At 71.1% G+C, this 24,846-nt stretch carries 18 protein-coding genes; 13 read left to right on the top strand and 5 right to left on the bottom strand.

Features of this window, described 5'->3' with window-relative positions; all coding sequences use genetic code 11:
- Positions 1-61: 61 nt before the first annotated feature.
- The 3 genes from ACN9MP_RS02970 to ACN9MP_RS02960 all read left to right on the top strand — a co-directional run bounded on the left by ACN9MP_RS02970 (position 62) and on the right by ACN9MP_RS02960 (position 4,261).
- A complete protein-coding gene (locus ACN9MP_RS02970) occupies positions 62-1,258 on the top strand; it encodes an ABC transporter substrate-binding protein (protein ID WP_426323808.1) in 1,197 nt (398 codons plus the stop codon).
- A 107-nt stretch (positions 1,259-1,365) separates the two neighbouring features.
- Entirely contained in the window at positions 1,366-2,676 is a 1,311-nt protein-coding gene (locus ACN9MP_RS02965; protein WP_426323806.1) for an aspartate aminotransferase family protein, read from the top strand.
- A 67-nt stretch (positions 2,677-2,743) separates the two neighbouring features.
- Entirely contained in the window at positions 2,744-4,261 is a 1,518-nt protein-coding gene (locus ACN9MP_RS02960) for a CoA-acylating methylmalonate-semialdehyde dehydrogenase (RefSeq protein ID WP_426323804.1), read from the top strand.
- A gap of 228 nt (positions 4,262-4,489) precedes the next feature.
- Here ACN9MP_RS02960 and ACN9MP_RS02955 read toward each other — a convergent pair whose 3' ends face one another.
- Together ACN9MP_RS02955 and ACN9MP_RS02950 are read right to left on the bottom strand one after the other, a co-directional pair.
- Positions 4,490-5,458: a diacylglycerol/lipid kinase family protein gene (locus ACN9MP_RS02955; protein ID WP_426323802.1), complete on the bottom strand. Its 969-nt coding sequence runs from the start codon at positions 5,456-5,458 to the stop codon at positions 4,490-4,492.
- A gap of 60 nt (positions 5,459-5,518) precedes the next feature.
- Positions 5,519-5,965 (bottom strand): Lrp/AsnC family transcriptional regulator, encoded by a 447-nt coding sequence (locus ACN9MP_RS02950; protein WP_426326179.1) that lies wholly within the window; start codon positions 5,963-5,965, stop codon positions 5,519-5,521.
- A 118-nt stretch (positions 5,966-6,083) separates the two neighbouring features.
- Here ACN9MP_RS02950 and ACN9MP_RS02945 point away from each other — a divergent pair, with 118 nt between their 5' ends.
- From ACN9MP_RS02945 to ACN9MP_RS02935, 3 genes are all read left to right on the top strand, one after another.
- Positions 6,084-7,505 carry a DUF6421 family protein gene (locus ACN9MP_RS02945; protein ID WP_426326177.1) on the top strand — a complete coding sequence of 474 codons (1,422 nt, stop codon included), beginning with the start codon at positions 6,084-6,086 and terminating at the stop codon, positions 7,503-7,505.
- A 119-nt stretch (positions 7,506-7,624) separates the two neighbouring features.
- Positions 7,625-8,332 (top strand): SDR family NAD(P)-dependent oxidoreductase, encoded by a 708-nt coding sequence (locus tag ACN9MP_RS02940; protein ID WP_426323800.1) that lies wholly within the window; start codon positions 7,625-7,627, stop codon positions 8,330-8,332.
- A gap of 111 nt (positions 8,333-8,443) precedes the next feature.
- Complete coding sequence (locus tag ACN9MP_RS02935; protein ID WP_426323798.1) at positions 8,444-9,514, top strand: threonine aldolase family protein; 1,071 nt, start codon at positions 8,444-8,446, stop codon at positions 9,512-9,514.
- Positions 9,515-9,743: 229 nt separating this feature from the next.
- Here the strand turns inward: ACN9MP_RS02935 and ACN9MP_RS02930 are convergent, their stop codons facing one another.
- The 3 genes from ACN9MP_RS02930 to ACN9MP_RS02920 all read right to left on the bottom strand — a co-directional run bounded on the left by ACN9MP_RS02930 (position 9,744) and on the right by ACN9MP_RS02920 (position 14,084).
- Positions 9,744-11,279 carry a DivIVA domain-containing protein gene (locus ACN9MP_RS02930; RefSeq protein WP_426323796.1) on the bottom strand — a complete coding sequence of 512 codons (1,536 nt, stop codon included), beginning with the start codon at positions 11,277-11,279 and terminating at the stop codon, positions 9,744-9,746.
- A gap of 235 nt (positions 11,280-11,514) precedes the next feature.
- Positions 11,515-13,431 carry a M3 family metallopeptidase gene (locus ACN9MP_RS02925; RefSeq protein WP_426323794.1) on the bottom strand — a complete coding sequence of 639 codons (1,917 nt, stop codon included), beginning with the start codon at positions 13,429-13,431 and terminating at the stop codon, positions 11,515-11,517.
- Between the two features lie 65 nt (positions 13,432-13,496).
- A complete protein-coding gene (locus tag ACN9MP_RS02920; protein ID WP_363429724.1) occupies positions 13,497-14,084 on the bottom strand; it encodes an NUDIX hydrolase family protein in 588 nt (195 codons plus the stop codon).
- A 92-nt stretch (positions 14,085-14,176) separates the two neighbouring features.
- Between ACN9MP_RS02920 and ACN9MP_RS02915 the strand changes: the two genes are divergently transcribed.
- From ACN9MP_RS02915 to ACN9MP_RS02885, 7 genes are all read left to right on the top strand, one after another.
- Positions 14,177-14,848 (top strand): alpha/beta hydrolase, encoded by a 672-nt coding sequence (locus ACN9MP_RS02915; protein ID WP_426323792.1) that lies wholly within the window; start codon positions 14,177-14,179, stop codon positions 14,846-14,848.
- A gap of 296 nt (positions 14,849-15,144) precedes the next feature.
- Positions 15,145-16,830, top strand: coding sequence for an ABC-F family ATP-binding cassette domain-containing protein (locus ACN9MP_RS02910; protein ID WP_426323790.1), 1,686 nt, complete (start codon positions 15,145-15,147; stop codon positions 16,828-16,830).
- 114 nt (positions 16,831-16,944) lie between these two features.
- Positions 16,945-17,127 (top strand): PspC domain-containing protein, encoded by a 183-nt coding sequence (locus ACN9MP_RS02905; protein ID WP_426323788.1) that lies wholly within the window; start codon positions 16,945-16,947, stop codon positions 17,125-17,127.
- A gap of 57 nt (positions 17,128-17,184) precedes the next feature.
- Complete coding sequence (locus ACN9MP_RS02900; RefSeq protein WP_426323786.1) at positions 17,185-17,367, top strand: PspC domain-containing protein; 183 nt, start codon at positions 17,185-17,187, stop codon at positions 17,365-17,367.
- Between the two features lie 85 nt (positions 17,368-17,452).
- Positions 17,453-22,441: an Lhr family ATP-dependent helicase gene (locus ACN9MP_RS02895; protein WP_426323784.1), complete on the top strand. Its 4,989-nt coding sequence runs from the start codon at positions 17,453-17,455 to the stop codon at positions 22,439-22,441.
- On the top strand, positions 22,434-23,222 hold the full coding sequence (locus ACN9MP_RS02890) for a DNA-formamidopyrimidine glycosylase family protein (RefSeq protein ID WP_426323782.1): 789 nt from the start codon (positions 22,434-22,436) through the stop codon (positions 23,220-23,222). The genes ACN9MP_RS02895 and ACN9MP_RS02890 overlap by 8 nt, the downstream gene beginning before the upstream one ends.
- Before the next feature lie 308 nt (positions 23,223-23,530).
- Positions 23,531-24,757, top strand: coding sequence for an ABC transporter ATP-binding protein (locus ACN9MP_RS02885; RefSeq protein ID WP_426326175.1), 1,227 nt, complete (start codon positions 23,531-23,533; stop codon positions 24,755-24,757).
- Positions 24,758-24,846 lie beyond the last annotated feature (89 nt).

The following is a 24,846-nucleotide window of genomic DNA, read 5'->3' as shown; positions in this document are numbered from 1 at the left end:
CGGCTGTGGTTCCGACAAGGCTCAACCTCCCGAGAGAAACGCATCACACGAAAGGAACGCCATGAGACACAGCAATCCCCGCAGCCCGAACCTGCGACGTGGCCTGGCCGCGGCATCCGTCTCCATCGTCACCGCGCTCGCGCTCGCCGCGTGCTCCGGTTCCGGTGGCGGCGACGACGGTGGTGGCGGCGATGAGGACTTCGAGCCGCTGACATCGATCAAGCTGCAGCTGCAGTGGCTGCCGCAGGCGCAGTTCGCCGGCTACTACGTCGCGCAGGAGAAGGGCTACTTCGAGGACGAGGGCTTCGACGAGGTCGAGATCGTCCCCTCGGGCGGCGACATCGTGCCGCAGGACGCGCTCGTCGCCGGCGACGTCGACTTCGCCATCGCCTGGGTGCCCAAGGTGCTCGGCACGCTCGAGGCGACGGGTGTCGAGCTGACCGACATCGCGCAGGTCTTCCAGAAGTCGGGCACCACGCAGGTGTCGTGGAAGGGCGACGGCATCACGTCCGTCGCGGACTTCGAGGGCAAGCGCATCGGCTCGTGGGGCTTCGGCAACGAGTGGGAGATCTTCGCAGCGATGGCCGCGGAGGGCCTCGACTCCACGACGGTCTCGATCACGACCCAGGACTTCTCGATGAACGCTCTGCTCGATCGCGACGTCGATGCCGCCCAGGCCATGACGTACAACGAGTGGGCGCAGATCCTCGAGGTGGTGAACCCCGCGACGGGCGAGCTGTATCAGCCCGAGGACTTCGACGTCATCTCGTACGAAGAGACCGATGGCGCCATGCTGCAGGACGCCATCTGGGCCGACACCCAGCGGCTTGAGGACGAGCCCGCCTACGCCGACGCGGCCGTGCGATTCCTCAAGGCCATCACCAAGGGCTGGATCTTCGCGCGGGACAACCCGGAGGAGGCGGCCGACATCGTCTACGGCATCGCGACGAGCCCGGGCGTCGACGCCTTCCCGGTCGGTCCGGTGCACCAGCAGTGGCAGATGAACGAGGTGAACAAGCTCATCTGGACGGGCGCCGACTTCGGCCTCGTCGACAAGGCCGCATGGGACAAGACCGTGAAGGGCGCACTGTCGGCCAAGAACCAGGACGATCTGGAGCTCATCACGACCGAACCGGCCGATTCGGCGTACTCCAACGAGTACATCGAGAAGGCGCTGGCCGAGCTGAAGGACGAGGGCGTCGAGGTCGCCGGCGACTACACGCCGATCGACGTCACCCTCACCGAGGGCGGCCAGTAGCGGCAAGACACTCCGCTCCCGGCGGCCGGACACTCCGGACGCCGGGAGCGCCAACGCGAGACGAAACGCCCTTGACCCATCCACCCGGAACAAGGGAACGTGGCCGCATGACCGAAGACCTCGACGCCCTCGCGAAGCAACTCGATCGCGAGCACGTGTTCCATTCGTGGTCCGCACAGGCGGGCCTCGACCTTCCCGTGATCGCGGGGGGCTCCGGAACCGTCGTGTGGGACCACGCCGGCAATCGCCTGCTCGACTTCTCGAGCCAGCTGGTCAACGTCAACATCGGGCACCAGCATCCCGCCGTCGTCGCCGCCATCCGCGAGCAGGCCGAGCGGCTCGCCACGATCGGCCCCGCGACCGCCAACCTCCAGCGCGGGCAGGCCGCTCAGCGGATCCTCGACAAGGCGCCGGACCGCTTCGCCAAAGTCTTCTTCACCAACGGGGGCGCCGACGCGATCGAGAACGCCATCCGCATGGCCCGCCTTCACACCGGGCGGGACACGGTGCTCTCGACCTACCGCTCGTACCACGGCAACACCGGGGCGGCGATCGTCGCGACGGGCGACTGGCGACGGATGCCGAATCAGTACGCCCGCGGCCACGTGCACTTCTTCGGGCCCTACCTCTATCGCAGCGAGTTCTGGGCGACCACGCCGGAGGAGGAGTCCGAGCGCGCTCTGCACCATCTCGAGCGGGTCATCCAGTCCGAGGGGCCGGCCACGATCGCGGCGCTGCTGCTCGAATCCATCCCCGGGACTGCGGGCATCATGCCGCCCCCGCCCGGTTACCTCGCCGGAGTCCGCGCCCTCGCCGACAAGTACGGCATCGTGCTCATTCTGGACGAGGTGATGGCGGGCTTCGGCCGCACCGGGCGCTGGTTCGCCTTCCAGGGCTACGACGTCGTTCCCGATCTCATCACCTTCGCCAAGGGCGTGAACTCCGGCTACGTGCCCGTGGGCGGCGTCATCATCTCGGACGAGATCTCGGCCACGTTCGACGACCGCGTCTTCCCCGGCGGACTCACGTACTCCGGTCACCCGCTGGCCGCGGCATCCATCGTCGCCTCGATAGATGCGATGCAGTCGGAGGGCATCGTCGAGAACGCCCGCCGCGTGGGCGAAGAGGCGATCGGCCCCGGTCTGCGAGAGCTGGCGGAGAAGCATCCGCTCATCGGCGAGGTGCGCGGCGAAGGCGTGTTCTGGGCGCTGGAACTGGTCTCGGACCGCGACAGCCGCGAGCCCGTGGGCGCCGATGTGATCGGACGCCTCAAGAAGGAGCTCACCTCACGGGGGCTGCTGCCCTTCGCCGCCGACAACCGCATCCACGTCGTGCCGCCCTGCGTGGTGACCGACGGGGAGGTGGAGCAGGCTCTTGAGATCTACGATGAAGCCCTGACGAGCATCGAAGGCTCCTGAGCCTGCCGAAAAGCTCGCATGACACGTGCACGCCCTCTCACGAGGAGGGTTCCGGAGGAGGAACACGATGACTGACACACTGCCGCGCACCGAGACGGCGGTCCTCGACCACTGGGTAGGCGGTGCGCCCTGGAGCGGAGCGTCCGAACGCACCGGCCAGGTCTTCAATCCCGCGCTGGGAAAGATTCAGAAGGAGGTGCGGTTCGCGTCGCGCGCAGACGTCGGCGAAGCGGTCGATGTCGCGTCCGCGGCGTGGCAGCAGTGGCGCGACGCCTCGATCGCGAAGCGCCAGGGTGTGCTCTTCTCGTTCCGCGAGCTGCTGAACGCCCGCAAGGAGGAGCTCGCCGAGATCCTCACCGCCGAGCACGGGAAGGTGCTCGCCGACGCCCGCGGCGAGATCGCGCGCGGGATGGAGGTCGTCGAGTTCGCCTGCGGCCTGGGGCACCTCACCAAGGGCGCGTACTCCGAGAACGTCTCGACCGGCATCGATGTCTACACGCTGCGGCAGCCGCTCGGCGTGGTCGGCATCATCAGCCCGTTCAACTTCCCCGCGATGGTGCCGCTGTGGTTCTTCTCGATCGCCCTCGCCGCCGGCAACGCCGTCGTGCTGAAGCCGTCGGAGAAGGATCCCTCCGCGGCGAACTGGATGGCTTCCCTGCTCGCCGAGGCCGGGCTCCCCGCCGGGGTGTTCAACGTGGTCCACGGCGACAAGGAGGCCGTCGACGCGCTCCTCGAGCACCCCGACGTTCGCGCCATCTCGTTCGTGGGCTCGACGCCCATCGCGAAGTACGTCTACGAGACGGCGACCGCGAACGGCAAGCGCGTGCAGGCGCTCGGCGGGGCGAAGAACCACATGCTGGTGCTTCCGGATGCCGACCTCGACCTCGCCGCGGACGCCGCGGTGAACGCGGGGTTCGGCTCGGCGGGCGAGCGCTGCATGGCGATCTCGGTCGTGCTGGCCGTCGCCTCGGTCGCCGACGCGTTCGTGGCGAAGGTCGCGGAGCGCATGGGCGGCCTGAAGGTCGGCGACGGCACGCGCGGCACCGACATGGGTCCGCTCATCACCGGTCAGCATCGCGACAAGGTCACCTCGTACATCGACGTCGCCGGCGACGACGGAGCGTCGGTCGTGGTGGACGGGCGCGACGTCGAGATCGATGGCGACGAGAACGGGTTCTGGCTCGGCCCCACGCTGATCGACAACGTGCCGACGTCGTCGACCGTCTACACGGACGAGATCTTCGGACCTGTGCTGTCGGTCGTGCGCGTCGAGGGCTACGAGGAGGGTCTCGAGATCATCAACTCGAGCCGCTACGGCAACGGAACCGCCATCTTCACCAACGACGGCGGCGCCGCGCGGCGCTTCCAGCGCGAGGCGACGGTGGGCATGATCGGCATCAACGTGCCGATCCCCGTGCCGGTGGCCTACCACTCGTTCGGCGGCTGGAAAGCCTCGCTCTTCGGCGACGCGAAGGCTTACGGCCCCCACGGCTTCGAGTTCTTCACCGCCGAGAAGGCCATCACCTCACGTTGGCTCGACCCCTCGCACGGCGGCATCAACCTGGGCTTCCCCCAGCACGACTGACCTGTCGCGTCGCGCGGCGACGCGCGTCGGGCTTGCCCCCGGCGCGCGTCGATCGCGCCGACACAGCCGGCGGCGTCGGACAACGACTCAAAAGGGCAATGAACTTCCAGTTCACACAGCCCCGCTGAGCGCGGATCCACACGATTTCCGGGGGCATGGGCACCTGTGTGAACCGGAAGTTCATCGGGCAAAAAGAAGAGGTCCAGCCGGCACACTGTCGTCGGCGCCTCAGTGCACCCCCGCCGGGGCGAACACCCTGACCGCGTCGGGCCGGGCGACGCACCGCAGCCGGAAACCCGCGGCGTCGCGCTGCTCGAGCTCGCCGTCGTGGACGAAGACCGCCGGATGACCCGGCTCCGGGCGCACGCCGAGATCCAGCTCCCCCACCACGAGCCGCTCGATGTCGGTGTCGCGGGGGAACAGCCGGAGGGCGCGCATCACGGCGGCGGTGCGCTTCCCGAAGGCGAGGGAGGCCAGCGCGCGGACCTTCGAGCCGCGCGCGTGATGGATGCGCACGTCCAGGACGCCCGCATCCGCCTCCTGCCGCTGCATCGTGGCGACCCGGTCGGGATCGTTGCGGCCGACGCTCACGAACACCGACCACACGCGCGCGCGATGCCCGCTGCGCACGATGGTGAGCGGCTCGGCCCGTCGCAGGGCGATCGCTGTCGCAGCGACGCCGCCGAGCCACCTACCCAGGCTGTTGCGCCTCTCGCGCTCCTCGATGAGCTCGGGATAGGCGCCGACCGAAACGACGTTCAGCACCGTCAGGGGCGCATCGTCGTCGGCTGCCGCGTCGGCCACGCCGACGTCCATCGTCGAGCCGGACTCGTACGCGTCGATCGCAGCGTCGACGCTCTCGACGCCCAGCGCTCGCACGAAATGGTTGAAGGTGCCGCCGGGCATGGCGAGCAACGGGAGGTGGTACCGCCGCGCGAGGTGCGCCATGCGCGAGACCGACCCGTCACCGCCGTACACCCCGAGCACGGTCGGCGGGTCGTCGGCGGCCATGGCCTGGGCGACGACGTCCTCGAGATCCTCGCCGTCCCGGAGCTCCCTCAGCTGCGCGGCCGGCAGACGCTCGGCGAAGGTCGAGGCCGGGTCGAGCCGGATCACGGCCGAACCGGAGGCGGCGTTCCGCACGATCAGCACACCCCGGCCCCGATCGTCGTCGGGTGAAGCCGTCGCGGGTTCCATGCGCCGAGACTACCCACCCGCCGCGCATCGAGTCGTCGCATGCGCCGGACGGGCGATGATTCACGCAGGGAGGATAGGGCGGTTCTCGTAGAACGTCTGCAGCACCACGGTCGTGCGGGTGTTGACCGATGCGGCGGCGCGGATGTCGCGGATCAGCGACTCGAGATGCCGCGGAGTGGCGACCCGCACGAGGAGAATGTAGCTGGCGTCGCCCGCGATGGAGTGGCACGCCTCGATCGCGGCGAGGTGCTCGAGCAGCTCGGGCGCGTTGTCGGGCTGCGCCGGGTCGAGCGGAGTGATCTCGACGAACGCCGCGAGCGGCTTGCCGACCGCCTCGGCGTCGACGAGCGCGCGATAGCCGGTGATCACGCCGCGGGCTTCGAGGCGCCGCAGCCTCGTCTGCACCGCCGAGACCGACAGTCCGACGGCGGCCGACAGCTCGGCGAGCGTCGCACGGGCATCGTTCGAGACGACGCGCACGATCCCGGCGTCGATCACGTCATCCAAGCCAGGCACGGCTCGAGTCTACCGGGGTTTCACAGGAAAATTTCCTGCCGAATGTGGCAATGAAGGGAACTTCTCTAGAATCATGAGCGAAACCGCAATCGAAGATCGGAGGTTCACCATGTCCAGCAGCGCCCTTCACCCGTCGAAGGCGATCGTCGGCGAACCCGAGGTCGTCGAGGACGCACGCCTGGCCGAGACCAGCGGCGCCTGGTTGAGCCTCAAGGACGCCGCCACGGCGCTCCAGTCGCTTCAGGACCAGGACGGTTCGATTCCGGATGCCGCCTCCCACGCCGAAGCGCGCGCGCACGTCGCCGCGATCGTCGCCGGCATCCGTGCCCTCGCCCCCGCGTTCTCGCACGACGCCGACTATCTTGCCGCGTCCATGCGCGACTTCGAGCGATGGGCGGACCAGGGGTTCGGCATCCCGGACTTCCTCGACTCGCTGGTGGCCTTCCAGCCGCAGCAGCACCGGGTCGACGGCATCCGTCATCTCGTCGTCTTCCCGATGTACACGCAGAACGGCTCGCGCGACCGCCACGTCGAGGCGGTGCTCGTCGAGGTGATCTGGCCCGAGTTCATCGCCCAGCTCGAGGCCGGCGACTACGGCAACAAGCTGTTCGTGTCGCTGCGGTTCCTCGACTTCACGCGGGGCTACGACACCAACAGCGCCGTGCTCTTCCCCGAGACCGTCGCGATGCGCGAGATCCCGACGTTCACGTGGGGCGCGATCTTCCAGGACCGCGAGGCAGCCCGCTTCCGGCGCGTCGTGCGAGCCGCCGCCGGGATCACCAAACTCGAGCTGCCCGCGGGCGCCGCGCGCATGCTCGACGACCAGGCGCTGACCGAGAAGACGTTCGTGATGTGGGACATCATCCACGACCGCACGCACATGCGCGGCGACCTGCCGTTCGACCCGTTCATGATCAAGCAGCGGATGCCGTACTTCCTCTACTCGCTCGAGGAGCTGCGCTGCGACCTCACGGCGTTCCGCGAGTGCGTGGCGATCGAGCAGCGCCTGTCGGCGCGGGAGTTCCTGACCCCGGCCGAGGCCGAGACGCTCGAGCACGCGAAGCTCGTGCAGTACGCAGTGATCTTCGACCGCATCTTCCGGTTCTCGATCACCGGGTCTCGTGTGCGCAACTACGACGGGCTCGGCGGTCAGCTGCTCTTCGCCTGGCTGCACCAGCGTGGCGTGCTGCACTGGACCGACACCGCCCTCGCCTTCGACTGGGACGACGTCCCCGCAGCGGTCGTCGCACTCGGCGAGGCGATCGACGAGCTCTACTGGCGCTCGATCGACCGCCCGAAGACGGCTCACTGGCTCGCCGCGTACGACCTCGTGCGCGGCACGCTCACGCCGAATCCCGCTTCGCAGTGGGCGCGGGGCCTGCCCGACGACGTGCTCGCCGGTGCACCGAAGGGCTACACCGACGCGGTGCTGGACGACGAGTTCCCGCTCTCGATGTTCTTCGAAGCGCTCGACAAGAAGATGAAGCCGGTCATCGAGTCCACCGCCGGGATCACCGGCCGCGACTCCTGACCTCGACGTGCGCATTCTCTCGGCGAGATCGTGTGATCTCGCCGAGAGCGCACGTCGTCGGCGCGCACAGCGTGTGCGTTCGGCGAGATCACGGGATCTCGACGTGAAAAGGTAGGGGAATGAGCGTCGCAGGAAAGCTCGTGGTGATCGCCGGCGCGACCAGCGCGTCGGGCCTCGCGGCAGCCCGTGAGCTGAGGCGCGCGGGCGCGCGGGTCGTCGCCGTGGGGCGCGATCCGGCGAAGCTCCGCCGGCTCGTCGAAGAATCGGGGACGGATGCCGCGGCTCCCGGCGCGGGCCGGACGGGGAGCGTCCGCACCGACGTGTGCGACCTGACCTCCGAGGCGGAGGTGGCCGGCTTCGCCGGCCGCGTGCACGAGACCGACGGCCCGGTCGACGGCATCCTGCACCTGGTCGGCGGCTGGCGGGGCGGCGGCGGCCTCGCCGGGCAGACCGACGCGGACTTCCGCTTCCTCGAGAGGTCGCTCACCGCGCTTCGCCATGTCAGCCGCGCGTTCGACGCCGACCTGCGAGCCTCAGAGGCGGGGCGACTGGCCGTGGTCTCGTCCACGGCCGTGGCCCGTCCCCTCGCCGGCGGCGCGAACTACGCCGCGGTCAAGGCCGCGACGGAGGCATGGGCGCGTGCCGTGGCCCAGGGCTTCTCGAAGGACGCGAGGGATGCCGGCGTGCCGCCGGCCGCGGCATCCGTCATCTTCCGGGTCAAGAGCCTCGCAGGACTCGAGGACACCCTCGCCCGCCGGTTCGTCGACCTCTGGACCGCCGACGCGGCCGACATCAACGACACGATCGTCGACCTCAGCGGTTCATAACTCAGTCTGTTCGTGCTCGCCGCGCGCCGGCGACGCCGGAAATCCGGCAGGCCCCGCCTCTCGGCGCCCGCCGCAGCCTGAGTTGCGAACACCGAACTAGATTGGACACCCGTGACCACGATCCACGACCCGAACCTTCGCGGGTTCGCCTCTGACAACTACTCCGGCATCCACCCCGAGGTGCTCGCGGCCATCGCCGCAGCGAACGACGGCCACCAGGTCTCGTACGGCGACGACGTCTACACGGCGCGGCTGCAGGAGGTCATGGCGCGTCACTTCGGCGAGGGCGTCGAGGCCTACCCGGTGTTCAACGGCACCGGCGCCAACGTCGTCGGCCTGCAGTCGATGCTCCCCCGCTGGGGTGCGGTCGTGACGGCGGGGACCGCGCACATCAACGTCGACGAGGGCGGCGCGCCCGAACGGGTCGCCGGCATCAAGCTCCTCACCGTGCCGACCGACGACGGCAAGCTCACGCCCGAGCTGATCGACCGCGAGGCGTGGGGCTGGGGCGATGAGCACCGCGCGCAGCCGCTGGTGGTCTCGATCACGCAGTCCACCGAGCTCGGCACCCTGTACTCGGTCGAAGAGGTGGCCGCGATCGCCGACCACGCGCACAGCCTGGGCATGAACGTGCACATGGACGGCTCGCGCATCTCGAACGCCGCCGCCGCGCTCGGGGTACCGTTCCGCGCGTTCACGCGCGACGTGGGCGTCGACGTTCTGAGCTTCGGCGGCACGAAGAACGGCGCGATGCTCGGTGAGGCCGTCGTGCTGCTGAACCCGGAGGCGTCGCGGGGCCTGAAGTTCCTGCGCAAGCTCGACATGCAGCTCGCCTCGAAGATGCGCTTCGTCTCGGCTCAGCTGCTCGCCCTGCTCGAGGGCGACCTCTGGCTGCGAAACGCGTCGCACTCCAACGCGATGGCTCAGCGCCTGCGCGCCGGCATCGAGGCGGGTCTTGCCGACGGTTCGATCCGCGGCGTGGCGTTCACGCAGCCGACCCAGGCGAACGGCGTGTTCGCGACCCTGCCGGATGGCGTCGCCGACCGCCTGCGCACCTCGTTCAGGTTCTACGACTGGGATGCTGCGAAGAACGAGGTTCGCTGGATGTGCAGCTTCGATACCTCCGAGCACGACATCGACGCGTTCCTCGCCGCGATCGCCCGCGAGACCTCCGCCGCCTGACCCCGTCGCCGCGCCCGTCCCGGCGGGCGCACGTCGCGTCGCCCGCGGGGGCGGACGTCGCGTCGCCCGTCCCGGCGGGCCCAGCGTCGATCGGGCAGGCAGGCCCTGCGTCGCCCGTCCCGGCGGGCCCTGCGTCGATCGGGCAGGCGAGCTTCAGGTGTCGCAACACGCGGAATGACTTCGGCGCTCCCGCGTGTCGCGGCCCCCGAAAGCGAGAACGAGGCGGGAGTCAGTGCTCGTCGGGTTCGTTCGAGTTCTGGTCGCGCTCGGCGTCGTGATCCTCCCCCTCGGGGGAGGACTCCGGCGCGTGCTCGGACCCGTGGACCTCTTGCTCGCCGGGCTCGTCGGCGACGGCTGACGGAGCCGGCGCGAGAAGACCGTCGGGGCGGATGAGCTCCTTGACCTCGGCCATGAAGCTCATGAGCTGGTGCTGCTGCCACCGGAGCTGACGGGTGCGGTCCTCGGCGTCGCGCAGCACGGCCTGGGAGTGCGATGTGACGAGATCGATGATGCGCTCCGCCTTCACGTGCGCCTGCTCGAGGTGCTCCCGCGCCCGCAGCTGGGCGTCCGCCTCGATCTGCTTCGACTGGGCGCGCATCAGGCGCTCGAAGTCCTCGGCCTTCACCGCCACGCGCTGCGCGTGCTCGAGCGACGCCGCGACCTGGTCGTTGGCGTCCTGCGTGATCCGCTCGGCGTGGGCGACCGCCTGATTGTGGAGCACCAGGAACTCCTGGTGGGCGTCGTCCTGGCGGCGGGTGAGGGATGCCTCGAACTCGAGCGCGCGCAGGCGCAGCTCGCGCACCGCCTCCTCGGCCTCCGCCCGGTCGCGCGCCGTCTCGCGAGCGACGGTGGAGCGCAATACGGCCGCGCCCTTCTCGGCCTCGGAGCGGATGGCCGCCGCCTCACGCTCCGCCTGCGACAGCTTCTCGGCGGCATGCGCGGCTTCGCGCTCGACACGCGCCTCATGAGCGGTCGACTCGGTGTCGATCTTCAGACGCACCTGCTGCGCGTCGTGCTGGGCGTGCGAGATGATCGCCTCGGCCTCGGCCTGGGCCGAGGCCCGACGGTTGGCGATCTCCTCACGCGCGGCCTCGAGGAGCCGGTCACCCTGGATGGTGGCGTTGCGGATGAGGAGGCTCGCCTGGTCTTCGGCCACGCGCAGCACCTCCTCGAACTGCTGGCGGTTGGGCGACTCGGTGGTGGCACCGACCAGCTCGTCGCTCAGCGCCTGCACGCGCTGCTCGGCGTCGGCGAGCTTGGCGTTGGCCAGTTCCAGCTCGCCCCGGAGCCGCTCGGCCGCGTCGTCCTCCTCTTGCCGCGCGGCGAACGCCTCGGCCTCGGCGCGGCGGCCGCCCTCGGCCTCGGCCAGCGCCGCCTGCAGCCGCTCGAGCTCTTCCTGGCGTGCGGCCAGGGTGGCATCGGCCTCGGCCTGGCGAGCCGCGACCGCCTCCTCGATTTCGGCTTGGTGCCGTTCCGCGGCGGCGTGAAGCTCGGCCTCCAGGCGTTCGGCCTTCGCGCGGCTCTGGGCGACCGCGGCTCCTGCGCGGCGCTGGTGCTGCTTCAGTTGCGCGACCTCGTCGGCCGCGGCGCGCACGCGCGCGTCGAGACCCGCGATGGCGGCATCCACCTCTTCCTTGTCATACCCGCGGAAGGTCGTGGTGAAGCCCGCCCCGAAGGCGGTCGCGGCCGTCTCGCTGATGAGGTGGTCGAAGGGTGTCGGGTCGTCCTGACCCGTGTTTCCGGCGCTGACGGCGTGATCGGACATCGGAGTGTCTCCGCTTTCTGTGGCGAGGGTGGTCGTGCTCGGCGGTGTCGGCGAGGGCTCGCGGCGGAGGCGTATGCGGCGCCGTGCACGACGCTGCGGCGAAGATCGCCGCGCGCGCGAACAGCGGTGGCCGCACGGTCCTCGACGACACCGGGGGGTTGTGTCGCAGATGACTGCGCATCGGGTAGCTGAACCATACCTCCCCCGGCTGTGTCGGCGAAACGCGCCTGAGGGGTCAGTCGCCGGCGAGCCACTCCCGGTATGCGTCGAACGACGACGGGCGCCCGAGGAAGGCTTCGACGAGCTCCCGCGCGTCACGGGATCCGCCACGTTCCAGCACCTCCGTGCGGTAACGGCGGGCCGCCTCGGGGTCCATGAGGTCGGCCGCGAACCCGCTGAGCAGGTCGCGGGCGATCACGAGGCTCCACTGATAGGTGTAGTAGCAGGCGCCGTAGCCCGTGAGGTGCCCGAAGCCGGCGTACGAGTGCCGTCCGGGAAGCGGCTGCACGGGGCTCGTCGAGGCGTACAGCCGCTCGGTCTCGGCCTGCAGGTCGGCCGGCCGGTCGACGTGCAGGTGGTACGACACGCTGGCGTGCCCCAGCTGCCGGCGCACCTCGAGGGCTCGACCGAAGGCGTCGGCCGTGCGCATGCGCTCGACCAGGTCGGCCGGGATGGGATCGCCGTCGGCGTTCGCGCCGAACGAGGCCAGGACGTCGGCGTCCCACGCCCACTCCTCGAGGAGCTGGCTCGGCGCCTCGACGAAGTCCCACTCGGTCGCCACGCCGCTGAAGCGGGCGAAACGCTGGCGCCCGCCCAGGATGTCGTGCACCAGGTGCCCGAACTCGTGGAAGAAGGTCACCACCTCGTCGTGCTCGAGGAGGCCCCGCGAGAAGTTGCACAGCAGCGCGGCCTCGGGAAGCACGCGGCCCTCGACGCCCGGGGCGAGCGGGAAGCACGCCGCGTGGTTGAACTTGCCCTCGCGCGGGTGGAGGTCGAGATGGATGCGCCCGAGGCGATCGCCCGCCCGCACGACGTCGAAGGTCTGGACGTCGGGGTGCCAGGCCGGCGCATCGACCGGCACGTACTCGACGTCGAGGAGGCGGCCCGTGACGTCGAGCACGCCGCGCGCGACCCGCTCGAACGGGAAGTACGAGCGCACGAGCTGGGCATCGACGTCGTACTGCTCGCGCTTGATCGCGCCGAGGAGGTACCAGAAATCGGCGATCGAGACCGCCTCGGCACCGGGCACGTCACGCCGGAGCCTGTCGAGCAGCACCGGGTACTCGGCATCCGTCGCCGCACGCGATGCCTCGTCGAGCCGCTTCAGGAACGCGGGGATCTCCGCGCCCGAGCCGATCATGCGGGTCTCGGTCTCGTAGTCGGCCCAATCCGAGTAGCCGAGAAGGCGCGCACGCTCCGACCGCACCTCGAGGAGTTCCGCGAGGACGGCGTCGTTCTCGGGCCACGCGAGGTCGTTGTAGGCGCTCACGAGCGCCACGCGCGTGGCGCGATCGAGGGCGTAGTCGCGGACCGGCATGAGATCGGGGTAGTCGGTCGACAGGGTTACGCGCCCATGCTCGTCGGCGGGGTGCGCATCGACGAAGTCCTGCGGCATCCCGGCGAGACTCTCCGACGGCACGGTGATCTCTCGGCGGCCGTCACGGATGTTGCGCGAGAACGCCAGCGACAGCTCGGTGTCGCGATCAGCCAGGCGGCGGGCGCGCTCACGGTCGTCTTCGGGAAGCTCCACGCCGCCTCGGCGGAAGTCGCGCAGCAGGCGGGAGAGCAGGCGTGCCTGATCTTGTTCGAGGCCGTCCGCCGGGGCGTTCGCGAAGGCACCCCACAGCTCGGGGTCCAGCATCCGTGCGGCGGAGAGCGACTCGACCGCCTGCACCTGCGCCTCCGCCGCATCGCGCACGTTCCCCGCGGGATGGGCCTCGCTGAGCACGTATGCCTCGCTGAGCGCCTCGGTGAGCGCGATATCGGCGTCGTTCCAGAGGTCGAGGCGCTCGGCGGTCGAGAGCGCCGGCTCGGTCTTCAGCCGCCGATCGATCTCCTGCACGCGGGCGATCCGCTCGACGGGACGGTCGGTGGCGAAGGCCGCCCACCCGGCGGCGTCGGACGGGAACGGCAGGGGTGCGGGGACGGTCACCCTGCCGAGCCTAGGCCGCAGCGCCGACACCCCGCGAGGACGGGTCCGCGGCAGCGGGGAACGGCTCAGCGCAGAGCGCCGACGCTCGCGAGGGCCATGCGCACGAGGGTGCCGCGCCCGCCCTCCATCTCGGCCGAGAGCGCATCGGATGCCGCCTCCTCCGGTGTCAGCCAGGTCACCTCCAGTGCGTCCTGGCGGGGTTCGCACGTGCCCGTGACGGGCACGACGAACGCGAGCGACACGGCGTGCTGGCGGTCGTCGTGATACGCGCTCACCCCCGGAAGCGGGAAGTACTCGGCGACGGTGAACGGGGTGGGCTGCGGCGGAAGCAGCGGGAACGCCATGGGGCCGAGGTCGTTCTCCAGGTGCCGGAACAGCGCGTCGCGGACGGTCTCGCCGTAGCGCACGCGGCCCGACACGATGGTGCGCGAGATCTCACCGACGGGTGTCGCCCGCAGCAGGATGCCGACCTGGGTCACCTGACCCATGCCGTCGGTGCGCACCGGCACGCCCTCGACGTAGAGCATGGGCAGACGCCGACGCGCCTCTTCGAGCTCGATGTCGCTCAGCCACGCCGGGTTCGAGACGTTCCCCGCCGGGGGGCCGAACGGCTCGTCTCCCGCGGGCTCGGGGTCGGGGGTGCGTACGGACATGCCTCTTGTATACCCCGCTCGGGGCGCAGACCACGACCAGGGCTTCGTGTCGCCCCTCTTCCGATGTCGGCGGCGCGTGTCAGGATGAGGGCATGCCGGAAGCGCTCGTCCTCGACGCCGACGCCGTGCTGTGGTCGACCGACCGGTCGGCTCTCGCGGGCCGGCACCTGCTGCTCCTCCTCCACGGCTACGGCGCCGACGAGCACGACCTGTACCCGCTGCGGGATCACCTTCCCGGGCCTTTCGCCGTGGCGAGCCTCGCCGCTCCCCTCGTCCCGCCGTGGCCCGCTCCCGGGCGCTCCTGGTACCCGATCGACGGTCTGGACGGCCGCGACCCCTCGCACGTCACCCGCGCCGCCGAGGCCGTGATCGCGTGGGTCGACGCGCATGCGAAGGAGGCGGCATCCGTCGGTCTCCTGGGCTTCTCGCAGGGTGCCGCGGTGTCGCTGCAGGCGATGCGTCTCGCCCCGCAGCGGTTCGCGTTCGCCGTCAACCTCTCGGGGTACGTGACGCCCGGCGACCTGCCGTGCGACGCCGAACTCGCCGAGCGGCGCCCGCCCGTGTTCTGGGGCCGGGGCACGAACGACGACGTGATCCCCGGTTTCCTCGTGGAGTACACCACGCGGTGGCTGCCCGAACACGTGGAGCTCAGCGGGCGCGTCTATCCCGGCCTCACTCACAGCGTCTCGGAGCAGGAACTCGACGACGTGCGGGTGTTCCTCGAGAAGCAGCTGGAAGAGGCCACCGCCGCCCCGGGTCGTTGAGCGGGTCCCGACCGTCCCCTCGGCGAGGCCGATCCAGCGCGCCCTGGCCACAACCGGCGGCGTCCGCTATGGTGGCTGACGGCCTTTGTCCCCTCCGTGAGGAACTCCCTTGAAGCTGATCGACGCGACCGCGCTGTAATCCCGCCGCCCGTCGACTCCCGACGTGCTGGCGCTCGAACTTCTCGCGCTGCTCGTCGATCCCGCTTCCGCTCGGTCCTGAGCCCTTCGAAGGGCGCCGCGTCCGCGTGCGGTCCTGCGGTCCTCGGTGTCAGCGCACGACTGACACAGGAGGCCTCATGCCTGCACACTCCGCGCTTCACAACACCCGCCGCCTGACGCCGGCGATCGTCCTCGACCGGGTCTCGTTCACCTGGCCCGACGGCACCACCGCGCTCTCCGCGGTGTCCGGCTCGTTCGGCGCCGGCCGCACCGGGCTCGTCGGCCGCAACGGCTCCGGAAAGTCGACGCTGCTCCGGCTCGTCGCCGGCGAGCTCACCGCCTCGACCGGGCACATCACCCCGACAGCGGATGCCGCCTATCTTCCGCAGCGGCTGATCCTCGACGTCGACCGTCCCGTCGCCGACCTGCTCGGCGTGGGCGAGTCGCTCCGCGCCCTCCGTGCGATCGAGTCCGGCGACGCCGATCCCCGTCATTTCGACACGGTGGGGTCCGACTGGGACATCGAGTCACGGGCCCACGCGGCGCTCGGCGAAGCGGGCCTGGCGCCCGGCATGCTCGACCGCCGCGTCGGGCAGCTGTCGGGTGGGGAGGCGGTGCTCACCGCGATAGCCGGCATCCGTCTGCGGGGAGCGTCCATCGCACTGCTCGACGAGCCGACGAACAACCTCGACCGCGAGGCACGCGCGCGCCTGCACGACATGGTGCGCTCGTGGCGCGGGACGCTCGTCGTGGTCAGCCACGACACGTCGCTGCTCGAGCTCATGGACGACACCGCCGAGCTCTACGGGAGCGAACTGTCGGTGTTCGGCGGCACCTATTCGCAGTGGCGGGCCTGGCTCGACGCCGAGCAGGGCGCCGCCCGCGACGCCGAGCGCGCGGCGCGTCAAGCCGTCCAGCGCGAGAAGCGCCAGCGCATCGAGGCCGAGACGACGATCTCGCGCCGCGCCGCGATGGGCCGAAAGGCGCAGCTCGAGAAGCGCGTGCCGCCGATCGTGGCGGGCAACCTTCAGCGCGCGGCCCAGGTCTCGGCCGGCAAGCTGCGCGGAGAGAAGGCCGACTGCGAGGCGTCAGCGCGGAAAGCCCTCGACGCCGCGGAGCGCCGCGTGCGCGACGACGACCTCGTGAGGATCGACCTGCCCGACCCCGGGGTGCCCGCGGGTCGCCGCATCGCCTCCCTGGGTGACGGCGAGCGGTCCTGGGTGATCCAAGGGCCGGAGCGGGTGGCGCTGATCGGCCCGAACGGGGTCGGTAAGACGACGCTGCTCGAGCAGTTGGTGGGAGCCGGCCCGCAGAACTCCACGGAACCGAGCACGCAGACGCACCTCGACGCGGAATCGCGCGGACCGGTGCCGAATCCGTGGAGTTCCGCACGCGGGGACCTGCACACCGACCGGGTCGGGTACCTGCCGCAACGGGTCGACGGACTCGACGACACCGCATCCGTGCTCGACAACGTCGCGCAGTCGGCGCCGAGCGTGACCATCGTCGAGCTGCGCAACCGGCTCGCCCGGTTCCTCATCCGAGGAGCGACGGTCGAGCGACCGGTGGGCACGCTGTCGGGCGGCGAGCGGTTCCGGGTCGCGCTCGCGCGGCTGATGCTCGCCGATCCCCCGCCGCAGCTGCTCGTGTTCGACGAGCCGACCAACAACCTCGACCTCGACACGGTCGACCGGTTCGTCGATGCCATCGCCGCATACCGCGGGGCGGTGCTGGTCGTGAGCCACGACGACGCGTTCCTCGGGCGCATCGGCGTCGACCTGGTGCTCGAGCTCGACCGCGACGGCCACCTGACCGAGCGGTGACCAGCGGCCGCGGCATCCCTCACCTCTCGAGAGGACGGATGCCGCGGCCTGCCCCCGCCGGGATCGGGGGCCAGCACCCGTGCAATGCCGCCTCGACGCGCGCAGGATGGAGCCATGAACGGACTCGTCAGACCTCAACAGGGCCGATGGATCGCCGGCGTCTGCGCCGCGGTCGCGAACCGCTTCGGGTGGAACGTGACCCTGGTGCGCATCCTCAGTGTGATCGCCGTGGTGTTCTTCGGCCTGTCGCTCTGGATCTACGTCCTGCTCTGGATCCTCGTGCCCTCGGAGCGCTGACCGGACGCCCGTGCCGGGCCTCTGGTGCCCGGGCGCCCGTCACGCGATGATGAACGCATGAATCGCCTGGTCCGCCCCGTCCGAGGTCGCATGATCGCCGGCGTCTGCCAGGGCATCGCGGACCGCTTCGGCTGCAGCGTGGTCCCGGTGCGGGTGCTCACGGTCGCCTCGACCGTGTTCTTCGGCATCTCGATCCTGCTGTACCTGCTGCTGTGGATCCTCGTGCCCGACGAGCGCTGACTCGCCGACTCTCTGCGCAGGAGCAGACGCGGCCCTTCTGGACCAGCCCTGGCCCGATGTCGGAGATCGCGACCAAGATGGAGGGATGGGCGACGTCCTGGAGCGATTCGGTCCTGCTACGCAGGACTGGTTCCGGGGCGCCTTCGCGGCCCCGACCGCCGCCCAGAAGGGCGCGTGGGCCGCCATCTCCGCCCACAAGCATGCCCTGGTGGTCGCACCGACGGGATCGGGCAAGACGCTGTCGGCTTTCCTGTGGGCGATCGACCGCGTGTTCCACGACAAGGCGGCCGCCCCGGCCGCGGTCCCGCGCCGCGGACGCAAGAGGGCGACGGATGATCTCGATACCCCGCGCGCCGCTTCGCGGGGCTCGGCACTCGATCCGGCGGCCGCGCCCCCCGCGACCCGGATCCTCTACATCTCTCCGCTCAAGGCCCTCGGTGTCGACGTCGAGCGCAACCTGCGGTCGCCCCTGGTCGGCATCGGCCAGTCGGCGCGACGGCTCGGGCTGACCGTCCCCGATGTCACGGTCGGGGTGCGATCCGGCGACACCCCGGCGGCGGATCGTCGCAAGCTCGTGCAGGCGCCGCCCGACATCCTGATCACGACTCCCGAGTCGCTGTACCTGATGCTCACGAGCCGCGCCGGCGAGACGCTCCGCGACGTTCACACCGTCATCGTCGACGAGGTGCACGCGGTCGCCGCGACCAAGCGCGGCGCCCACCTGGCGGTGAGCCTCGAACGGCTCGACGCGCTCCGGCGCTCCTTCCAGTCGGACGTTCCTCCGTCCCAGCGCATTGGCCTCTCGGCGACGGTGCGTCCGATCGACGAGGTGGCGCGGTTCCTGGGGGGTGCCGAGCCCGTCGAGATCGTCGCGCCCCGGGCGAGCAAGGCGTTCGACATGAGGGTCGTGGTGCCGATCGGCGACATGCTCAACCCGCCGCCCGCGCCGAGCCCGTTCGCCTCGGAAACCGACTCGCGGTTGTTGAGCGAGAGCCCTTCGACCGGCTCGGGGACCGCGCGAGAGAGCGAAGGCCCCGAGGCGGACGACCTCGTCGACGACGCGATCGACGAGGACTGGTTCGCCGACGGGCAGTCGGCGGCGAGCGCGCGCGGGCGGGCGTCCGGCGCGGGCGAGACGGAGATGGCGGGCTCGGTGTGGCCGCACGTCGAAGAGGCCATCGTCGACCGCATCCTGCAGCAGCGCTCCACCATCGTCTTCTGCAACTCCCGGCGCCTCGCCGAGCGGCTGACCGGCCGGCTCAACGAGATCTACTCCGACCGGCTCGGTCTCGAACTGCCGAGCCAGACGGTGCCCGCGGCGATGATGGCGCAGGCCGGGGCCACTGCGGGAGCGGATCCGGTTCTGGCGAAGGCGCACCACGGCTCGGTGTCGAAGGAGCAGCGCGCGCAGGTCGAGGAGGAGCTGAAGTCCGGCGCCCTCCGATGCGTCGTCGCCACGTCGAGTCTCGAGCTCGGCATCGACATGGGGGCCGTCGACCTGGTGATCCAGGTGGAGGCCCCGCCGAGCGCGGCCTCGGGCCTGCAGCGCATCGGCCGTGCCGGCCACCAGGTGGGCGAGGTCAGCCGGGCGGCGCTGTTCCCCAAGCACCGGGGCGACGTGCTGCATACCGCGATCGTCACCGAGCGCATGCTCGCCGGGCAGATCGAGGCGATCGCGATCCCCCAGAATCCGCTCGACATCCTGGCCCAGCAGACGGTGGCCGCCGCGGCGGTGGGGCCGGTCGACGTCGAGGGCTGGTACGAGACGCTCAAGCGCAGCGCGCCGTTCCGCTCGCTGCCGCGGTCGGCCTACGAGGCGACGCTCGACCTGATCGCCGGGCGCTTCCCCTCCGACGAGTTCGCCGAGCTGCGCCCCCGCGTCGTGTGGGATCGCGATCTCGGGGTGCTCACCGGCCGCCCGGGCGCGCAGCACATCGCGGTGACCAGTGGCGGCACCATCCCCGACCGGGGGCTGTTCGGCGTGTTCATCGCGGGCGAATCGCAGAACGCCCGCGTCGGTGAGCTCGACGAGGAGATGGTGTACGAGTCGCGCGTCAACGACGTCTTCACGCTCGGCACGACCAGCTGGCGCATCGTCGAGATCACCCACGACCGCGTCAACGTCGTCCCCGCCTTCGGGCAGCCCGGCAAGGTGCCGTTCTGGCACGGCGACGGCATCGGGCGCCCGGCCGAGCTGGGTGAGGCGCTCGGGAAGTTCTCCCGCGAGGTCTCCACCGCCAAGCCCGAGACGGCGCAGGCCCGCCTGCGCGACGCGGGTCTCGACGACTTCGCTCAGGACAATCTGCTCGCCTACCTCGCCGAGCAGCGCGAGGCGACGGGCACTCTCCCCACCGACCGGCAGCTCACGGTCGAGCGCGGTCGCGACGAGGTCGGCGACTGGCGCGTGATTCTCCACTCCCCGTACGGGATGCAGGTGCACGCACCCTGGGCGCTCGCGGTCAACGCCCGGATCCGGGAGCGCCTCGGCGTCGACGGGTCGGCGGTCGCGAGCGACGACGGCATCATCGCGCGGATACCGGATGCCACGGCCGAGCCGCCCGGGGCAGACCTCTTCGTGTTCGATCCCGACGAGCTCGACCAGATCGTGACCGAAGAGGTCGGGGGCTCGGCGCTGTTCGCCTCCCGCTTCCGCGAGTGCGCAGCGCGCGCACTGCTCATGCCGCGTCGCAATCCCGGCAAGCGCACACCGCTGTGGCAGCAGCGGCAGCGGTCGGCCCAGCTGCTCGAGGTGGCCCGCCGGTACCCGACGTTCCCGATCATCCTCGAGACGCTCCGTGAGGTGCTGCAGGACGTCTACGACGTTCCCTCCCTGTTGCGGCTCATGCGCGGCATCGGCGAGCGCCGCATCCGGCTCATCGAGACCGAGCCCGCCCAGCCGTCGCCGTTCGCCCGCGACCTCCTCTTCGGCTACGTCGGCGCCTTCATGTACGAGGGCGACTCACCGCTGGCCGAGCGTCGCGCGGCCGCGTTGTCGGTCGATCCCGCGCTCCTGTCCGAGCTGCTGGGCAAGGTCGAGATGCGCGAGCTCCTCGATCCTGACGTCATCGCGCAGTTCGAGCGCGAGGCGCAGCGTCTGGATCCCGAGCGGCGCGCACGCGGGCTCGAAGGCGTCGCCGACCTGCTGCGCCTGCTCGGCCCCCTCGACGCAGCGGAGGTCGCGGCCCGCCTCGAGCCCGAGGAAGCGACGGCGGGCGACCCCGACGAGCGGTCAGTCGTCGACGGGGAGCCGGGCCGCGACGGGAGCGCCGTATCGAGAGCGTCCGCTCTCCTCGACGCGCTCGTGCTCGCACGCCGTGCCATCCCGGTCACGATCGGCGGCATCCGGCGCGTCGCGGCGATCGAAGACGCCGGGCGCCTGCGCGACGCGCTCGGCGTCGCGCTGCCCGTCGGCATCCCGACGGCCTTCCTCGAGCCCATCGGCGACCCCCTCGGCGACCTGATCGCCCGGCACGCCCGCACCCACGGACCTTTCACTTCGAATGCCGTCGCCGACCGCCTCGGCATCGGGGTGGCTGTCGCGCGGCTGACCCTGCAGCGCCTCGAATCGCAGGGGCGCGTGACGAGCGGGTTCTTCCTTCCCGACCCTGGGACGGTCGCTGGAGACGGGTCGGGCGCCGATGGCGCCGGAGCCGGTCGAGCCGACGAGACCGAGTGGTGCGACACCGAGGTGCTGCGCCGTCTGCGCATGCGCTCCCTCGCGGCGATCCGCGGCACCGTCGAGCCGGTCCCGCAGCAGGCGTACGCACGATTCCTGCCGGCATGGCAACACGTCTCCCGACCGCTGGAGGGCATCGGCGGCGTCGCTGCCGTCATCGAGCAGCTGGCCGGTGTGCCCATTCCCGCGAGCGCGTGGGAGTCGCTCGTCCTCCCGGGGCGCGTCGCGGACTACAGCCCCGGCATGCTCGACGAGCTGACCGCGACCGGCGAGGTCGTCTGGTCGGGACATGGCAGCCTGCCCGGTCGCGACGGCTGGGTCGCGCTGCACCTCGCCGACTCCGCCTCGCTGACGCTCGCACTGCCCGATGAGGCTGAGGAGGCCGCTCCGGGTTCGCTCGATGCCCAGCTCCTGGCGGCCCTCGAGGGCGGCGGTGCCTACTTCGCCGCCCAGCTGCGGCAGACTACGGGCGCCGAGAACGAGCAGTCCGTCATCGAGGCGCTCTGGCGGCTCACGTGGGCCGGCCGGGTGACGAACGACACGTTCGCACCGGTTCGCGCACTCGTCTCGGGTGGCTCGCAGGCGCACCGCGTCAGCCGCCGCGCACCCCGGGCCCGTCTCTATCGCGGAGCGGCGGTGCGTGCGGTGGCGGCATCCGTCCCCGCCCGCCCGCCCGCCGTCGGCGGACGCTGGTCGGTGCTGCCGCAGGCCGAGCCCGACCCGGCGCTGCGCGCGACGGCGACCGCGAGCCTGCTCCTCGACCGCTACGGCGTCGTGACGCGGGGCGCGGTGCAGTCGGAGGGCGTGCCGGGCGGGTTCGCCCAGACATATCGCGTGCTCGCCGGCTTCGAAGAGGCGGGCCATTGCCGCCGGGGCTACGTGATCGAGAAGCTCGGTGCGGCGCAGTTCGCGGCATCGGCCACGGTCGACCGGCTGCGCGAGTTCGCCGGACTGCCCGACCCGCCGCCCCTCCGGGCCGTCACGCTGGCGGCGACCGATCCGGCCAACCCGTACGGCGGGGCCCTGGCCTGGCCGGCGCTCGAGGGCGTGGGTCATCGCCCGGGCCGCAAGGCGGGCGCCCTCGTCGTGCTCGTCGACGGCGCCCTCGCGCTCTACCTCGAGCGAGGCGGCAAGTCGGCGCTCGCCTTCACCGGCGATGAGGCCGTGCTCGCGGCCGCCACCGCAGATCTGACGGCGACCGCCCGGTCGCGGCGGCTCGACACGCTGACGATCGAACAGGTGAACGGGGCGTTCGTCTACGGCACGAACGTCGGGCGGGCGCTGCGCGAAGCCGGCTTCGTCGAGTCCCCGCGCGGCCTCACCCTGCGACGGCTCACCGCGGGCGACGCCCTTCGACAGGCTCAGGGACCGGAGGACAGGGCGGGCGCCCGTGCCTGAAGGCGACACCGTCTATCGCGCGGCCCGCCAGCTGAACGCGGCCCTCGCCGGTGCGACGGTCACGCGCTTCGAGCTGCGCGTCCCGCAGCTGGCGACGGTCGATCTGCGGGGCGAAGTGGTGCACGACGTCGTCTCGCGCGGCAAGCACCTGCTCCACCGCATCGGCTCCTGGACGTTGCACACGCACCTGAAGATGGAGGGCGAGTGGCACGTCCACCGCCGCGGCGAGCGCTGGCATGCCCCCGCCTTCCGTGCGCGCGCGATCATCGGCGCGACCGCGCCCGACGGCACCGAGTGGGAGACCGTCGGCTTCGACCTCGCCGACATCAAGGTGGTGCCGACGGCCGAAGAAGAGCTGCTCGTCGGCTATCTGGGCCCCGATCCCCTCTCCCGCTCGTGGGATCCCGAGGAGGCCGCCCGCCGCCTCGCAGCCGACACCCGCGCGGTGCACGTCGCCGTGCAGGACCAGCGCAACATCGCCGGCTTCGGCAACGAGTATGCGAACGAGATCCTCTTCGTGCGGGGCATCCTTCCGACGACCCCCGCGAACGAGACGGATGCCGCGGCCATCGTCGATCTCGGGGCGCGCATGATCCGCGCGAACCGCAACCGCTCCGGCCGCACCTTCACCGGCGATGCCCGCCCCGGGCGGTCGACCTGGGTCTATCGCCGCGAAGGACGCCCCTGCCGGCGGTGCGGCACTCTGATCGAAGGCGGCAGCCTGGGCGCCGACCCGACGCGCGAGCGGATCGTCTTCTGGTGCCCCACATGTCAGACGTGAGCCGGAATCCCAGCCGCAGTGGGCCCCGGTTTCAGCACGCTTTCATCACGATACCGGGCGGACGGACTGTCGCGCCGGGAAGGAGCAGTGCGTGCCCCCCTGCGATGCGCCCGTGAAACGCCGCGGTCTCCTGACCGTTACACAGGCCCGGACGATCTGTCGTGCCGCGGGTGGATCCCGCCCCGGATCGTCCGGTTCGGTCGGGCCTCCATTGCAGGCAGTGACGTCGGCGGATTGAATACCTCCACACCCGATAGGCCGCGCACCGTCGCGCGGCCGGCGATCAGAAGGACCCTCACGAGGTGACGATGTCCACAGGCATGGCGACCGCAGCCCAGGCGAGCTCGGCGGAGCAGACTCCCACCGACAGCGAGGCCGCACGCGGGGCCGTCATCCTGTCGGGCATCACGAAGTACTACGGCGAGCAGCTCGCGGTCGACGACCTGTCGCTCACGATCCAGCCGGGCGAGTTCATCTCGCTTCTCGGGCCGTCCGGCTGCGGCAAGACGACGACGCTCCGGATGATCGCGGGTTTCGAGCAGCCGGATGCCGGCGACATCCGGATCTCCGGTCGTTCCGTGCTCGCCGCGCCGCCGTACAAGCGCGACGTCAACACGGTCTTCCAGGCCTACGCGCTGTTCCCCCATCTCTCGGTCGCCGAGAACGTCGCCTACGGGCTGCAGCAGCGCCGCACCCCGAAGTCCGAGGTGCGCGAGCGGGTCACCCAGGCGCTCGAGATGGTCCAGATGCGGCGCTTCGGCGATCGCAAGCCGACGCAGCTCTCGGGCGGTCAGCAGCAGCGCATCGCGCTCGCGCGGGCCCTCGTCAACCGTCCCGCGGTGCTGCTCCTGGACGAGCCGCTCGGCGCGCTGGACCGTCAGCTGCGCGAGGAGATGCAGCTGGAGCTCAAGCTGCTGCAGTCGCGGCTGGGCATCACCTTCGTCTTCGTCACCCACGACCAGGGCGAGGCCCTCTCCATGAGCGACCGAATCGCGATCATGCGCGCCGGCCGCATCGAGCAGCTCGCCGATGCCGACACCGTCTACGCCCGTCCGGCATCGGCCTACGTCGCGGCCTTCGTCGGGCAGCAGAACTTCTTCCGGGGCCCCACCGCCGAAGCCGGGGCCGCGATCACCTCGCCCCACGCGCTGGTGCGCGCCACGGCGCCCGTGCTGACCAGCACGAACCTCGGCGAGGCGGCGGTCCGCCCCGAGTACATCCGCATCGAGCAGGACCCTTCGACAGGCTCAGGGACCGGCACCCTTTCAGGGACCGGGGGCGCGGGCCTGCCCGATGCCAACGCGGCCCGCGGCGAGCTCATCGGCGTTTCGCACCTCGGCGACACGATGCAGTACCTCGTTCGCCTCGGCCCCGATCAGAGCCTGATCGTACGGCGGCCGACGCCCGACGCGCCGGCGCTGTCGGTGGGCGACGCCGTCCTGTGCACGTGGGCCGCTCATCACGTCCTGCTCTTCCCTGCCGCCGACGAAGACGCCGCCGAACAGGGCGGTTACATCGCACCCCCGACCGCCTGACCCGCCCGCCCGAACCCGCGACCGCATCGCCGGGTGCACGCCGCAAGCCGCGGCATCCGCCGATCCGGCTCCCGACCCGAACAGGAGTA

The organism is Microbacterium sp. E-13 (genome assembly GCF_049912955.1).
GTDB lineage: Bacteria > Actinomycetota > Actinomycetes > Actinomycetales > Microbacteriaceae > Microbacterium.
The sequence above is the reverse complement of the archived record's forward strand: the minus strand, read 5'-3'. Positions and strand labels throughout refer to the sequence as shown.